This is a genomic window from Pseudomonas sp. KH_021 (assembly GCF_057838865.1).
This window is the reverse complement of record NZ_CM174477.1, coordinates 2,587,073-2,602,179: the sequence shown is the minus strand read 5'-3', so window position 1 is coordinate 2,602,179 and position 15,107 is coordinate 2,587,073. Positions and strand designations below refer to the sequence as shown.

The window sequence follows — 15,107 nt, the reverse complement described above, 5'->3', positions numbered from 1 at the left end:
AGCCATGATGAAACGCTACGAAAAATTCGCCGACGATATTGCCGAACTGATCCGCACCGGAGTGCTCGGCCCTGGTGCGCGCGTCCCTTCGGTGCGTTATGCCAGCCAGACGCACGGGGTCAGCCCGTCCACGGTGTTCCAGGCCTATTACCTGCTGGAGCGCCGCGGGTTGATTCGTGCCCGGCCGCGCTCGGGCTATTTCGTCAATGCCAATCCGGCGTTGCCTTTCAACGACCCGCAGTTCGAGGAGTCGCCTAACGAATCCACCGAGGTGGATGTCAGCGAGCTGGTTTTTTCGATCCTGGAGTCCATGAAGGACCTCACCACAGTCCCCTTCGGTTCGGCCTTTCCCAGCCCTGCCCTGTTTCCACTGCCTCGCCTGGCTCGCTCATTGGCGAGCGCCAGCCGCGACATGGACCCGCGCATGGTGGTGACCGACCTGTCGCCCGGCAACCCGCAGCTGCGCCGGCAAATAGCCCTGCGCTATATGGTCGGCGGGCTGATGCTGCCAATCGAAGAGCTGCTGATCACCAACGGCGCACTGGAGGCCTTGAACCTGTGCCTGCAGGCGGTCACCGAGCCGGGCGACCTGGTGGCCATCGAGGCACCTGCATTTTATGCCTGCCTGCAGGTGCTTGAGCGCCTGAAGCTCAAGGCGGTGGAAATACCGATGCACCCGCGTGAAGGCATGGACCTGGAAGCATTGGCCCAGACCCTGGCCCGGCATCCGGTCAAGGTGGTCTGGTGCATGACCAACTTCCAGAACCCGATCGGCGCCAGCATGCCTGAGGACAAGAAACGCCAGTTGGTCGAGCTGCTGCGCGAACATCAGGTGCCATTGATAGAAGACGACGTGTACGCCGAGTTGTACTACTCGCCCCAAGCGCCGAAACCGGCCAAGGCTTTTGATACTGAGGGGTTGGTGATGCACTGCGGCTCGTTTGCCAAGAGCCTGGCCCCAGGCTACCGAATCGGTTGGGTGGCGGCTGGGCGCTATGCGCAGAAGATTGAACGGCTGAAGCTGATGACCTCGCTGTGCGCCTCGATGCCGGCTCAGGCCGCCATCGCCGATTACTTGCAGCATGGCGGTTATGATCGCCATTTGCGCCGGTTGCGTTACGCCCTGGAAGAACAGCAAAGCGCGATGCTGGCAGCCATTGGCCGTTATTTTCCGGCGCAGACGCGGGTCAGCAAACCGGCTGGAGGGTATTTTCTGTGGCTGGAGTTGCCCGAGTCGATTGACTCTTTAAAGCTGTTTCGCCTGGCGCTGGCCCAAGGCATCAGCATTGCGCCGGGGCCGATATTCTCCCCCACGCGCAGGTTCCAGAACTGCATTCGCCTGAACTACGGCAGCCCGTGGACGCAAGACTCTGAAAAGGCCATGGAGACACTGGGGAAGATTGTGCGTTCCTTTTGACTGCGACCGCGTCGTCTGCATCGCAGGCAAGCCTGGCTCCTACAGACCGCGTCGTTTGTATCGCGGTGGTCCGGCACTCCGGTAAACCCGGCTCCTACAGACCGCGTCGTCTGCATCGCAGGCAAGCCTGGCTCCTACAAAGGCCCTGTAGGAGCCAGGCTTGCCTGCGATGCAGACGACGCGGTTTGTCAGGTGTACCGCGATCAGCGCGTCAGATCACGCGATCGCCGCATCCACCAACACCTGGGCTTCCGCCACCAGACGCTGCAGGTGTGCGTCATTGACGAAACTTTCGGCGTAGATCTTGTAGATATCTTCGGTGCCCGAAGGACGCGCCGCGAACCAACCGTTGGCGGTCATGACCTTCAGCCCGCCAATAGCCTGGCCATTGCCCGGTGCATGGCTGAGGATCTGCTCGATAGGTTCACCCGCCAGTTCCGTAGACTTGACCTGCTCCGGCGACAGCTTGCTCAACAGCGCTTTTTGCTGCGGGTTGGCCTTGGCTTCGACGCGAGTGGCAAAGGGTTCGCCCAATTCGGCGGTCAGCGCCTGGTAGCGTTGGTTCGGATCCTGACCGGTACGCGCAGTCATTTCAGCGGCCAGCAGCGAGGGGATCAAACCATCCTTGTCAGTGCTCCAGACACTGCCATCGATGCGCAGGAACGAGGCACCCGCACTCTCCTCACCGCCAAAGCCCAGGGAGCCATCAAACAGCCCGTCGGCAAAGAATTTGAAGCCAACCGGTACTTCATGCAGACGACGACCCAGACGCGCGGTGACGCGATCGATCAGGCCACTGCTGACAACTGTCTTGCCGACGGCAGCATCAGAGCGCCATTGGGTGCGATGGCTGAACAGGTAGTCGATAGCGACCGCCAGGTAGTTGTTGGGCGCCAGCAGGCCACCGCTGGGGGTCACGATGCCGTGGCGGTCGTGGTCAGGGTCGCAGGCAAACGCCACATCGAACCGATCCTTCAAGCCGATCAGGCCTTGCATGGCGTAAGGCGAGGACGGGTCCATGCGGATCTGGCCGTCCCAATCCACGCACATGAAACGGAAAGTGGGGTCGACCTCGGTGTTGACCACTTCCAGATTCAACTTGTAGTGATCGGCAATCGCCGACCAGTAGCGCACACCGGCTCCGCCCAGCGGGTCGACACCTAGGCGCAGACCGCCCGCACGGATCGCGTCCATGTCGATCACATTGCGCAGGTCTGCCACATAGGTATTAAGGTAGTCGTGACGATGGGTGGTGGCCGCCTTGAGCGCCTGCTCGTATGGCATGCGCTTGATGCCTTTGAGGCCGTCGGCCAGCAATTCGTTGGCCTTGGCCTCGATCCACTTGGTCACGTCGCTGTCGGCCGGGCCGCCATTGGGTGGGTTGTACTTGTAACCGCCGCTTTGTGGCGGGTTGTGCGAAGGGGTAATGACGATGCCGTCCGCCAGGCCCTGAGTGCGGCCACGGTTGTAGCAGAGAATCGCGTGGGACACTGCTGGCGTTGGGGTGTACTCATCGTTTTCGGCGATCATCACCTCGACGCCGTTGGCGGCCAGTACTTCCAGGGCACTGGCGCCGGCCGGGGTCGACAAGGCGTGGGTATCGATACCGACAAACAGCGGGCCATTGATGCCCTTGGCCTCGCGGTAAAGGCAGATCGCCTGGCTGATCGCCAGGACATGAGGCTCGTTGAAACTCAAGTCGAATGCGACGCCGCGATGGCCAGAAGTGCCGAAGGCCACGCGCTGGGTAGCGATGGCGGCATCCGGGCGGCCGGTGTAGTAGGCCGTCAGCAGCCGTGGGATATCGACCAGCGTCGATGCTGGCGCAAGTTTACCCGCCAAAGGACTGAGCTTCATGCATTACCTCAAAGAAATGGGCGAAAGGCGCAGTTTACTGGCAGTTGGACCGTTAGGCGAAGCCTTCGATCCGGGCACACGAAAAATCGGTCAGATCCGCCACCAACGGGGAAACAACTGCTGCACCTGCGCCTGGGCAAAGCGATCATCGATCAGCATCACCATGCCCCGGTCGCCCGGGCCGCGGATTACCCTGCCCGCCGCTTGCACTACCTTCTGCACACCGGGGTACAGATAGGTGTAGTCATAGCCGTTGCCAAAGCGTTTGCCCATGCGCTGTTTGAGCTGCTCATTGACAGGGTTGAGTTGGGGCAAGCCCAGGGTTGCGATGAACGCACCGATCAGCCGCGATCCCGGCAAGTCCACTCCCTCGCCAAAGGCGCCTCCGAGTACGGCAAACCCGATGCCTTGGCCGTCGGCGGTGAAGCGTTGCAAAAATGCCTGGCGCTGGGCTTCATCCATATGCCTGGACTGCTGCCATTGCGGTACCGCACCATGGCGCTCGCGCAGCAGTGTGGCCACCTGCTCCAGATAGTCGAAGCTACTGAAAAAGGCCAGGTAGTTACCGGGTTGGTCACGGTATTGCTCGGCGATCAACTCGACGATCGGCTCCAGTGAGGCCTGCCGATGCGAATAGCGCGTAGAGATCTCGCGAACGATTTTTACCTGCAACTGATCGGGATGAAACGGTGATTGCACATCGATCCAGGCCGTGTCCTCCGGCAGTCCCAACAGGTCGCTGTAGTAATGCCGAGGGCTCAGGGTTGCGGAAAACAGCGTGACACTACGCGCCGCCTTCAGACGCGGTGCCAACAGGGGCGCCGGGACCGCATTACGCACGTTGAGCGTAGAGACAGCCCGCTTGGGGCTGATTTGGCGCTTGGCAATATCGAACACGAAACCTTCATCGAACACCTCGGCCACGCGACCAAACTGGAGGGCTTTGAAGTAGAACTCCAGCAACTGACTGTCGAAGGTCAGTGGCTGCTGATTCATCAACTCGCCCATTGCCGAGGTGCACCGCCCCAGCGCCTGGATGAAGCGATCTGGCAGCGCCGGGTAGGCTTGATACGGCCTCGCTTGATCCTTGTGCAGCGCATTCCACTCGAGGTTCAGGCGCTTCAGGGGGCTCTTGAGGCTGGCCGGTGGCGCCTTGCGCAATGCCTGCAAACTGCGCTGATCGAGGCTTGCGCTGTACATGGCACGTGCGCGCTCGACCAGGTTGTGCGCCTCATCCACCAGCACGCTCACTCGCCACTGATTGAGCTGGGCCAAGGCAAACAGCAAGGCACTCTGATCGAAGTAATAGTTGTAGTCGGCCACCACCACATCCGCCCAGCGGGTCATCTCCTGGCTCAGATAATAGGGGCACACTTCATGGGCCAAGGCGATTTCGCGCAGCGTTGGCTGGTCCAGCACCTGCACTTGCGCAGCCGCAGCGCGGGCGGCCGGCAAGCGGTCATAGAAACCTTTGGCCAGGGGGCAGGACTCACCGTGGCAGCTTTTATCCGGGTGCTCGCACGCCTTGTCGCGGGCGACCAGCTCGAGTGTGCGCAGCGCCAACGCGGGGGCAACCCCAAGCATTTTCTGAACCGCCTCCAGCGCCAGCGCGCGGCCGGGTGTCTTGGCGGTCAGGTAGAACACCTTGTCCAGCTGTTGCCCGACCATGCCCTTGAGTACCGGAAACAGGGTCGCCAGGGTCTTGCCAATGCCCGTGGTGGCTTGGGCCATCAGGCAACGGCCGGTGCTCAGCGCCTTGTAGACGGTTTCGGCCAGCTCGCGCTGGCCGCTGCGAAAACTGCCGTAGGGAAAGCTCAGGGCTTGCAGGCCGCCGTTGCGTACAGCGACGCGCTCAAGCTCCTGTTCAGCCCACGCCAGAAAGCACTCGCATTGGCCGTTGAAGTAGTCTTGCAACTGCTGCGCACTGCACGAACGTTCGATCAGGGTTTCGCGGTCATGGTCCACATCCCAATACACCAGCGCCAAATTGAGCTGTTCCAGACCCAGTTCCTGACACAGCAGCCAGCCGTAGACCTGGACCTGGGCCCAGTGCAATTGTCGTTGGTTGTCCGGCTGGGCGCTGAGGTCGCCCCGGTAGGTCTTGATTTCTTCCAGGCGATTGCGGCTCGGGTCGTAGCCATCGGCGCGGCCACGCACCTGCAACTGCCGGTAAGTGCCGCTAAGCGGGACTTCACTGCGATACCCGGGATCGCGTCGGGCCGTGACACGCTGATGGCCAGCGATGCCCTCAAGGGCCGTCGGTGAAGGCGTAAAGCGCAAGTCCAGGTCGCCGACCTTGGCGGTGAACTCACAAAGAGCACGCACCGCCACGCTGTAACTCATGCGCCCTGCTCCGCCCACTGCACGTAGCACACCGTGACGGGCATCTGGTGCTGGGCGCAAAACGCCAGCCAACGCAATTGGTTGTCCTGCAAGCGATCACCGGGGCCCTTGACTTCGATCATGCGGTAGCGCTTTTCCTGCGGCCAGAACTGGATCAGGTCCGGCATGCCGCTGCGATTAGCCTGGATATCTTCGAGCAAGCGTTCGAACCAGCGCTTGAGGTGCTCAGCCGGCAGGCATTCGAGTGCCTGCTCAAGGACAACCTCATCCAGACCGTCCCAATACACGAATGGCGACTGCAAGCCGTACTTGCTCTGGTAGTGCTGGCGAATCGTGTGTTTGTAGCGCTCATCGTCAAGATGGCCCAGGCAGCGAGCAAACAGCTCGGCTCGCCGCTGGCGAAATTCGCCCTGCAGCAAATCGGCAGGCCCGCTTTGGAACGGGTGGAAGAATGCCCCCGGCACCGGCGCAAAAATCGCTGGCCAACACAACAAGCCGAACAATGAATTGATCAGGGTATTTTCCACATAATGAACCGGTGCCTGGTCTTCGCTCAGGTGCAGCAAAACCTTGTGCTCGACGCTTTGCAACGCGCCGTCCAGGGGCAATTGCAGATCAAGGCGCTGTACCACAGGAGCGCGAGTGGCTTTGGTGATGGGTAAGCCCAACTTTCGCCGCAGGCGTGGCACGATCCGTGACAACTGCTGGCTTTCAGCAGCGTTGACTGGCGCGCCCTGGGCCTGCTCGGCAAGTGCCAATGCCTGAGTGAAATGTTCGCAACGCTCCAGCACTCGAACCTGCCGCACTCGCGCTTCGGGGTGAGCGCAATCGCCGTACAGCGCCAAAGCCTGCGGCCAATCCGCCAGCCGTTCACACTGATAAGCCAGGCGATACAGCAAGCGCCCACGGCGGCTTTCCAACCAGGGATTATCCAGCACCTTTGCCGGGAGACTGTGCAACAGCTCGATGACCGGCGTGCCGGCCTCGAACGCCAACTGGCAGGCATACAGTTGCTCATAGGTCTGGATATCGGCACGGCTGCGCAACGCGCGGGAGTCGGCGCTGAATTCGACTGACTCATAGCGCAACAAGCCAAGGTCGGCTAGCACGAACTCGGACCAGTCTTGGCGCAAGTTGCCGAAAAACAGTAGCCGCAAGCGGTCACACAGCAAGCGTACAGGCAGGCTGTAGACCTGATCATCAATCTGTGGGCACCACTGCTCGAACGGTTTGCTACCGCTGAATGCGCTCACCAGCGCTTCAACGCATTCAGCCTTGCTCAACCGTGGGTTGGCAATCTGAGGGGCGAAGCAGGCCAGCAGTTCAGCCTTGAGTAACACATCGCCTACCTGGCTGATCTGCAGCGGGCTGTGCTGATCGACCCACCCCCGCTCCAGCAACGGCTGCATCGCCTGGCGGGTATCACCGATCTCCTCATAACAAAGCTTGCTGGCCCGATACAGTGGCCCTTTGCGCATGACCATTCGCACCAGCAGTGCTTGCGAGCGTTTTTCGGTGTGCTGCAATCCCTCGATAAAGCTGCGTTCCTCGTCGTCCAGCACATCGTCATAGCGCTGCGTCAGCCAGTCGAGCACGCGCTGGAAATTGTGCAGGTAGTAGAACGGGTCTTCTAATGGGTTTGTGGTCACGGTGTTTGGGGAAATTGGCTAGCGAGATACTGGTTATACATACAGAGCAGTATCATCGCAACTGGGCTGGACGGGTGGCCTGCGATGGCGTTGCTGCGGGTTGCCTGACAATCGCGGCGACGCCATCGCAGGCAAGCCTTGCTCCTACAAGCGCTCCTGGCGCAGCACCTCCATCAGGTTCTTGAGTGCGGGGCTTAGGTCCTGGCGTTCATCGACCGGACATCCCAGGCGCAGGTATTGGTGGTGCCAGCCCTGCAGGCTGAAGATCTCCCCCGGTGCGACGACAATTTTGTGCTGCAGCAAACGGTCGAACAGCCGATGCGAATCGGTTGGATGAACCACGCGTGCCCATAAGGCAGCACCGCCCTGTGGCGGGCTGAAACGCAAGTATTCCCCGGCATGCTCTTGTACCTGCCGACCGAAGTCATCCAGGCGTATCTGCAAGGTTGATCGCAATTGATGCAAATGCTGGTCTACCTGCTTCTTGCGGAACAACCGGGCAACCGCTCGCTGGCGAATGGGCGGCAAGCGAAAAGAGCGCTGAAGAAACTGGCGTTGCAGCTGGGAGCGAAAGTGCCGGGACAGCAGAAAGCCATAGGGCGCTTCAGGCCCAATGATTTTTTCCAGCGAAGAAAACACCAGCAACCGGTCTGGGTCGACCAGTTCTCGCAGCCGTACGCCTGGCTGTTCAGCAAAGCAGAATTCGCCGTCCAGATCGTTTTCCAGCAGCCAGACGCCATGCTGGGCCAACAACTCGGCGATGACCCGGTGATCTGCCTCGGGCATCAGGCTGCCTTGCGGGTGACTGACTCGCGAACACAACAGAACCAAGGCGACCGGCTCATTGCTCAAGAGCTGGCCGAATGCTTCCAGATCCAGACGACCGGCGCTGCACAGCGGCATTTCAATCACCCGCAGCCCTGCCGACTGCAAGGTCTGCAGGATCAGCCAGGAACAGGGCGAGGCGACCAACACCGTGCTGCCCGCCAGCTCCAGCGCGGCACAGAGTATTTCCAGCACGGCGCGCACATCCGCGCCGATGTAGACATCGTCGGCACTCCAATGGCGCCCTGCCGAATGGGTATAGCGTGCCGCCAACACCGTCCGCAGCTCCAGGTCGCCAATGGGCTGGCGAGCATCGCCCGGTTTGCGAGGGTACTGGCGTATCAGCTCGCGTTCGACCACTAGCAACGGGCTTTCCAGAGAGATCAGGGCGCTGGGATCGACCCGGCTCAACACCAGCATATTCGGACGATTGGCCTGCAGGTGCATGGTGTGAAGAAGGTCGTGCTCTTGCTCGGCACCTTGGGGTTCAGGCTGCTCACAGACGTAGTAGCCAGATTTGGGCACCGAGTAGACACGGCCTTCGTTTTCAAGCATGGCATAGGCGGTCTGGATGGTCGAAATGGAGATATTCAGATGCGTTGCCAAGTGGCGCAGTGACGGTAGCCTGACCGAAGACCCAGCTGGCACATGGGCTATCAGCCCGAGCAGATACTCATAGACCACCTGATAGGCAAATCTGGTTTTACGGCTACTCATCAGTCAGCGCCCCCAAGCTCGCTCGCCTTCCCATGTGCCGCTGAGCGAATCATGCACACGGATGATCGCCCAGTCCGGGTCGGCCTCGCGCGCGCGGGCGATCAATAGTGTGTTGGCGTCCAATTCACCCAGTCCCATGCTGTACAGCCGCTTGAGGTTTGCCATCGACAATCCACTGACGCCCACCAGCCATTGGGCAACCGGTTCAGGCGCGTGGCTGCCCTGGAGCGCACGATGCATATAGGGCATGGCGACCAGCATGCCGGGGTGGTTTTGGCGCAAGAACGCCTCAAGCCCAGCCCCTCGGTTGATAAACGGAGAAAACAACAGGCAGACCAGCTGTGCTTCAGACAGCCCAAAAGCGCTCTGGGCAAACTGGGTTGCCGCCAGGCGACGCGCTTCAAGACGCTCCTGACCTCTGTAAGTGGCCAGCACGGCCTTTATCAGCACGGCGGGCATGCGCTTGCGACGCATCATCGTCTCGGCCAATTGCAGGTATTGATCAACGCCTTCTCGATAGCTGCCCCCCAGGACATACTCCGAGCGCAAGCCGCGCAAATGGGCCATGAGCAGAGGGTTGGCGCAGTCCGACTCACTGAAGCCAAACGACAGGTCGTCGTAACGAAAACCCAGGAACTCAAGCAGCAGGCGACTCTGGCCTTGATCCTGAGCCCGGATCAGTTCGTGCAGGCTCAGACGATCCGGCATTGGCACATTGATCGGCAGATCCTGCGGCGGACCGCTGTGCTGGCTGCCTTGCGATTGTCGGTAATAGCGATCACTGACGATATCCAGCGCGTCCAGCAGCGATCGCCCAACCAGCCCCTTCCGTCCTCCCACCAGGTGCCGTGCCCAGGCCAGGTAGCGATAGTGCTCCTGGTGGAGGTCGAAGTCTGCGACCAGGTCGACCTGACCGTCCTGCACCAAGGCTCGTCGCATGGCACGTGCCCTGGACAGGTAACAGCTGTTGCAAAACATCGCCCGAGAGTCGCCAACAGTCAGATGGCCAGTCATCAGCACATCCGTGCGCTGCCAAGGCTGCCCCTCAGGCTCGCGCATCGCCATGGGGTCGAAGGGTTGAAGCTGATGATTGTCGAGCACCAGCAGCTCCACACGCGGGTCATCGTAAAGAAACAATGCCGAGTAGCCACGATGGATATTGTGCATCACCGCCGGTGCCATTCCCGGGTGGCGACTGGTGACCACGCGCAGACGAAAAGTGGCCGGCGCTCGTTGGGCGATACTCAATTGAGCGGCACGCAACAACGCCAGAGCCAGGGAACTGTCCTTGCCGCCGCCATGGTTGAGCAATATGCGAAACTCGCCGATGTGCTCATTGCCACCGCTCATCACCAGTAAACGATTAATCAATAACTGCAGTGCCGCACGCTGGGTTCGAGAAAGATAGCCATGCAGGCGCCGTAATACCTGTTGAAAGACAGAGCTCATGGCTTGATCGTGTAATGCGCTCATAACATTTACCTGAAGTTCGATAGCAACCAAAAAGCGCGATGACAGTTCCGTTTGCCACCTAATTGATTACGTAGTCCTAGGAAACTTCCAACAAACTCCTACAGCATCACAGGGTACGAAACATCGACAAGCCAATCGTCCAGCGACCCAGCCCCCACAGTCATACGCATAAGCTGTTGATAATCGAGCATTCACCGTTCCTTGAGTCATGCATGGGCGAGCTATTATCGGCCGTTGCGAACCGATTAAAAGATACAGAATTCAGGAAAAAACCAAGACAGAGCACTGAATATTCGAACCCACTTGAACGGCACGACAGCCGAACACTTCAACATCTGCAGTGTAATTCGACAGCCGTGTTTATATGGGTGCTTTTTCAATGGGAAACTTCCTAAAACTCTTAGGTAAGTTTCTGTAGGACATGTATCAAGAAGTTAAAACGAAGGGGATCATGCACAGGGGCGCTTGAAGCAACAAACGCCCGGAGGGAAACTCATTGAGGTACGTTGATCTGCAGTGCGACCCGGCCTCGGCACGGGCACTCATCCATGTAGCGATGGGCTTCGACAAAATCTTCGAACGCAAACACACGGGTGATCTGGGGTAGCAAGACCCGGTCGGCGGTCATCTGGTTGATGTCGCGCAGCGCTTTTTGCAAGGCCATCTGGTCCTGAGTAATGCCCAGTTCCGGCTTGCCGGTGAAATTGCCCAGGCAATGGACGAAGAACTGAATGTTCTTCTGGAACGCAGCGCAGGCCGGGAAAGGTGTCTGGTTGCCGCCCTGCAAGCCATACAGCACCAGGCTGCCACGCGGCGCCAGCACATCGCCCATCATCGACATCTGTGGGCCGCCGAGGCCATCGAGGACCATACTGACGCCCCGGTTATCGGTGTATTTGTTGACCTGCATGAGCAAATCCTGCTCCTCGGTCACAATCACCTTTTCGGCGCCCAGCGACAGCAGATACTCGCGCTCATCGGCACGCTTGGTCGCGGCAATGACTTTTAGCCCCAGCGCCTTGCCCAATTGAACAAAAGCCGGCCCCGCGCAGTGGCTGGCGTCGGTCACCAGCGCGAACTGACCCGGCTTGGCCCGCGCCAACTCGACATAGGCAAAGTAGGCCATCAACAGCGGCGTGTAATGCACACTGGCTTCGACCGGGCTCAGTATGTCCGGGTAGCGAGTCACGGCATTGCGCGGCAACACCACCACTTCGCCATAAGTCGGGTACTCATTGGGACTGGCTGCCGGGAAGCTGGCCACCTTGTCGCCAACGGCCAGATCATCGATACCCTCGCCCACTGCCAGGATGACGCCCGCCATTTCATGCCCGATACCCGACGGCAAGCGCGCCTGCGAAGGCGCCAGGTTCTGCCGCCAGAGCACGTCGTACCAGCTCACACCGATCGCCTCCACGCGCACCTGCACTTCACCCGGTGCAGGCAACGCGGGCACAAGCTCTTCGCACTTGAGCACCTCGGCCGGACCAAACTTGTGAAAACGGATCGAGCGGGACATCGCGAACCTCGTCTGTTGAACCTCTATACCCTGAACTTTATCCGGGCTTTGCCGGATAGGCCATCAGCGGCTATTAATAGTTACCATGCTTGCCATTGATGCCACACGATTGCGAACCTTCTGGCAAAACACCATTTATGCGGTGCAGCGTACCAGCCTTTGCCCTTAAGATTCACGCCGAGCCTTCTTTGAACCGGTGAAGCGAACCGATGAACCGCAATGACCTGCGTCGCGTAGACCTGAACCTGCTGATCGTGTTCGAGACGCTGATGCATGAGCGCAGTGTCACACGGGCCGCCGAAAAGCTGTTCCTCGGCCAACCGGCCATCAGCGCCGCGCTGTCGCGCCTTCGTGGCCTATTCGACGACCCCTTGTTCGTGCGCACCGGGCGCAGCATGGAGCCCTCGGCTCGGGCCGTGGAGATCTTCGCCCTGCTCTCCCCGGCCCTGGACTCGATCTCGACCGCCGTGAGTCGGGCCGCCGAATTCGACCCGGCCACCAGCAACGCCGTGTTCCGCCTGGGCCTCTCCGATGACGTCGAATTCGCCCTGCTACCGTTGCTGCTCAAGCGTGTACGCGCCGAAGCGCCGGGTGTGGTACTGGTGGTGCGGCGGGTCAATTACATCCTGATGCCTGCACTGCTGGCTTCCGGTGAAATTTCCGTCGGTGTCAGCTACACCAGCGATCTTCCCGCCAATGCCAAGCGCAAAGTCCTGCGCCGCAGCAAACCCAAGCTGCTGCGCGCCGACACCATGCCCGGCCCGTTGAGCCTGGACGACTTCTGCGCCCGCCCCCATGCACTGGTGTCTTTTGCGGGCGACTTGAGCGGCTTTATCGACTCGGAACTGGAGAAAATAGGCCGCAAGCGCCATGTGGTGCTTGCCGTGCCGCAGTTCAATGGCTTGAGCACCCTGCTCAGCGGCACCGATATCGTAGCGACCGTGCCCGACTACACCGCCGATGCGCTGACCGCGGCCGGCGGGGTGCGTGCCGAAGAACTGCCGATTGAGACACAGTCGTTCGAACTGCATATGGCCTGGCGTGGGTCGCAGGACAATGACCCGGGGGAACGGTGGCTGCGGTCGAGGATTCAGATGTTTTTTGGGGATCCGGATAGTCTTTGACACAGTTCCACTGACATCCAAAAAACAACTTAAAAACAGCATGTTATCGATAAATAAGCCCATAGCCGTCCGTTGCATTCCACTGAATTCCGACACACCTGGGGGCATAATTGGGGGATTTTGACCGGCGGTATTCACATTCGTCCAAAGCAATCGCGTAGCCAGGATCGATAGAATGCATATGCCAATGATCCCCTATTGCAAGTACGCCATTGTACGAAGCCGGAATCGAACCCTTCTATTTGTCGTTGAAAATAAAGAAAAATTTCAAGTTCGAAATTTTTCTACCTCTATATGTACCCTCAGCATGCGAGCTGCCTAGGGAGGCGCTGATTAATTCAATTTTTCGCAACCAAGGTGCCCTGGAAGCCTTGATTTATAAGGGTGGCAATTACGCGATTTTGAATTAATCAGCGTCTTCCTAGGTATTGAGCGTTGCTGCTACCGGTTTCCACTGAATAATCACCATGGAAAATTCGGGCGCGATCGTCCACAGGGAACGGTCATTCGGTGAATGGGCTGTTCCAAAGGTACGACTGGAACGGAACACCTCATAAACGAATAAAATCCAAGGGCTTTTCGTTTCTGCGTGTCCGAGAAAAATCCCAGCCCATACTTTGGCCCATACCCTGGTTTGGGCATGGCTTGGCGACCAACGGTTGATACTCCAGCGACTTTCAGCCACGCAGCCCTGTCACGGTTTTGAGAGTCCTGACCTCGTTGATCATCTCCTGCGCCGTCTCGACGCTGACCGGTGCCAGACGGCTGCTGCGTCACGCATCACCTCCGCCCAGATCCCACCTGCAGCAGCCCTTCAACGTACTGATCGGCAGTGGCGATGACAGCGTTGTACTCGGAGGTTGGTAGTGCCTTGATGTTCTTTGACATGGTTCTCTCCTTTCATTGAAGGCGAGGTACAGCACACCTCGCCAGCGGCGATCGAGGGATCAAGCGCTCGGGTGAGTGTGGTAAATTTTGCTGACTATCGTCCACTTGCCTTCTACCTTAAGCAGGTTGAAGAAGTCGGTGAAGCGAAATCCCGAAATGTTGTCGGTATCGACCCGAGCACTAGCGGCAGTGCCCACGATGTCGATGCGAACGACCGCGGCTTTAGCTTCGGGGGATGGGCGGAACGAGTTGTCGATGACGTCATACAGATTCTGGATCGCGCCGCCGACAAGCTTGTCGCCGTCAACGCCAAATATGGTGGCCTGCTCGTTGAACGCGGGCTTCATCAAAGCGCTGTCAGCGTTTGCACCACCGTCGTTGTATTGGCTAAGCACGTCGACGATTGCGTTGTATTCCTGGACGTAAGTTGGATTGCTCATGATGGACTCCTGATTAAAAAATTTTCCGATGCCCCATCATGTTTGGATGGGCGCAGCATGGCCAACAGATGATCACCAATCCTGGCGAGTCGGCGAGATGATCAGATCGTTGACGGTGACGTTTCCTGGCTGGTTGAGCGCGTAAATAACGGCGCGGGCGATATCCTCAGGAGCAATGGCAATCCGGTTGAGCTCCTGAGCAGCCTTGCGTCCCTCAGGATCGCTGACTTTGTCCGCCCAGCCGGTATTGATGACGCCAGGACTGACGGTGTTGACGCGGATGCCATGCTGCACGCCCAACTCCTTTCGCATCGACTCGGTCATGGCCTGGACGAAAAACTTGGTAGCGCTGTAGACACCCGCCGCAGGCCCCACCTGGTGACCTGCCACAGAGTCCATGTTGAGAATCTGCCCGGATTTCTGTTCCAGCATGAACGGCAGTACCGCAGCCGTGGCGTTGAGATAGCCCTTGATGTTCACATCGATCATCTTTTCCCAATCTTGCACAGCCAGATCGACCCAGTTGGAAAAGAGCATCAGACCGGCGTTGTTGACCAAGATGTCCACAGCGCCGTAGGTGTCGTTTGCAAACTTCGTCAATGCTTTGGTTTGATCCAGATGGGTAACGTCTGCAGTGAAAGCAACCACGTCGCTGCCTGACTCACGCAGTTCTGCAACAAACGCTTCCAGCCCTTTCTGATCGAGTGCTGCCGCGACCACGCGGACTCCCTGTGCGGCGAGTGCACGAGTAGTGGCCGCGCCAATGCCGGAAGATGCGCCAGTCACAATGGCAACCTTGTTTTGCAGATAATTCATGCTCATTACCTCTTGTGCGGTGAAATGCTTTCGCGACGG

At 59.2% G+C, this 15,107-nt stretch carries 10 protein-coding genes and 1 pseudogene; 2 read left to right on the top strand and 9 right to left on the bottom strand.

Translation table 11 applies throughout. From position 1 onward, the window contains the following. The first annotated feature begins 7 nt into the window (after positions 1–7). Positions 8–1,417 (top strand): GntR family transcriptional regulator MpaR, encoded by a 1,410-nt coding sequence (gene mapR / locus AC3IX4_RS12125; protein ID WP_489260752.1) that lies wholly within the window; start codon positions 8–10, stop codon positions 1,415–1,417. A gap of 216 nt (positions 1,418–1,633) precedes the next feature. Here the strand turns inward: mapR and pgm are convergent, their stop codons facing one another. The 6 genes from pgm to AC3IX4_RS12095 all read right to left on the bottom strand — a co-directional run bounded on the left by pgm (position 1,634) and on the right by AC3IX4_RS12095 (position 11,800). Further along, positions 1,634–3,274: a phosphoglucomutase (alpha-D-glucose-1,6-bisphosphate-dependent) gene (pgm, locus tag AC3IX4_RS12120; RefSeq protein WP_489260751.1), complete on the bottom strand. Its 1,641-nt coding sequence runs from the start codon at positions 3,272–3,274 to the stop codon at positions 1,634–1,636. 90 nt (positions 3,275–3,364) lie between these two features. Continuing rightward, the gene (locus tag AC3IX4_RS12115) at positions 3,365–5,617 is read right to left on the bottom strand and encodes a helicase C-terminal domain-containing protein (RefSeq protein WP_489260750.1); all 2,253 of its coding nucleotides are present in this window, start codon (positions 5,615–5,617) and stop codon (positions 3,365–3,367) included. Next, on the bottom strand, positions 5,614–7,266 hold the full coding sequence (locus AC3IX4_RS12110; protein ID WP_489260749.1) for a VRR-NUC domain-containing protein: 1,653 nt from the start codon (positions 7,264–7,266) through the stop codon (positions 5,614–5,616). Before AC3IX4_RS12110 ends, AC3IX4_RS12115 begins: the two co-directional genes overlap by 4 nt. Before the next feature lie 144 nt (positions 7,267–7,410). Continuing rightward, positions 7,411–8,811, bottom strand: a complete 1,401-nt coding sequence (locus tag AC3IX4_RS12105; RefSeq protein WP_489261275.1) for an aminotransferase-like domain-containing protein — start codon at positions 8,809–8,811, stop codon at positions 7,411–7,413. After that, complete coding sequence (locus AC3IX4_RS12100; RefSeq protein ID WP_489260748.1) at positions 8,812–10,257, bottom strand: hypothetical protein; 1,446 nt, start codon at positions 10,255–10,257, stop codon at positions 8,812–8,814. A 517-nt stretch (positions 10,258–10,774) separates the two neighbouring features. Further along, a complete protein-coding gene (locus tag AC3IX4_RS12095; RefSeq protein ID WP_489260747.1) occupies positions 10,775–11,800 on the bottom strand; it encodes a zinc-dependent alcohol dehydrogenase family protein in 1,026 nt (341 codons plus the stop codon). Between the two features lie 209 nt (positions 11,801–12,009). Here AC3IX4_RS12095 and AC3IX4_RS12090 point away from each other — a divergent pair, with 209 nt between their 5' ends. After that, positions 12,010–12,924 carry a LysR family transcriptional regulator gene (locus tag AC3IX4_RS12090; protein WP_489260746.1) on the top strand — a complete coding sequence of 305 codons (915 nt, stop codon included), beginning with the start codon at positions 12,010–12,012 and terminating at the stop codon, positions 12,922–12,924. Between the two features lie 792 nt (positions 12,925–13,716). Here AC3IX4_RS12090 and AC3IX4_RS12085 read toward each other — a convergent pair. The 3 genes and pseudogenes from AC3IX4_RS12085 to AC3IX4_RS12075 all read right to left on the bottom strand — a co-directional run. Then, positions 13,717–13,812, bottom strand: a pseudogene (locus AC3IX4_RS12085) (nuclear transport factor 2 family protein); the annotation flags it as partial. Between the two features lie 59 nt (positions 13,813–13,871). Further along, complete coding sequence (locus AC3IX4_RS12080) at positions 13,872–14,252, bottom strand: nuclear transport factor 2 family protein (protein WP_489260745.1); 381 nt, start codon at positions 14,250–14,252, stop codon at positions 13,872–13,874. Between the two features lie 72 nt (positions 14,253–14,324). Then, positions 14,325–15,068: an SDR family oxidoreductase gene (locus AC3IX4_RS12075; protein ID WP_489260744.1), complete on the bottom strand. Its 744-nt coding sequence runs from the start codon at positions 15,066–15,068 to the stop codon at positions 14,325–14,327. Positions 15,069–15,107 lie beyond the last annotated feature (39 nt).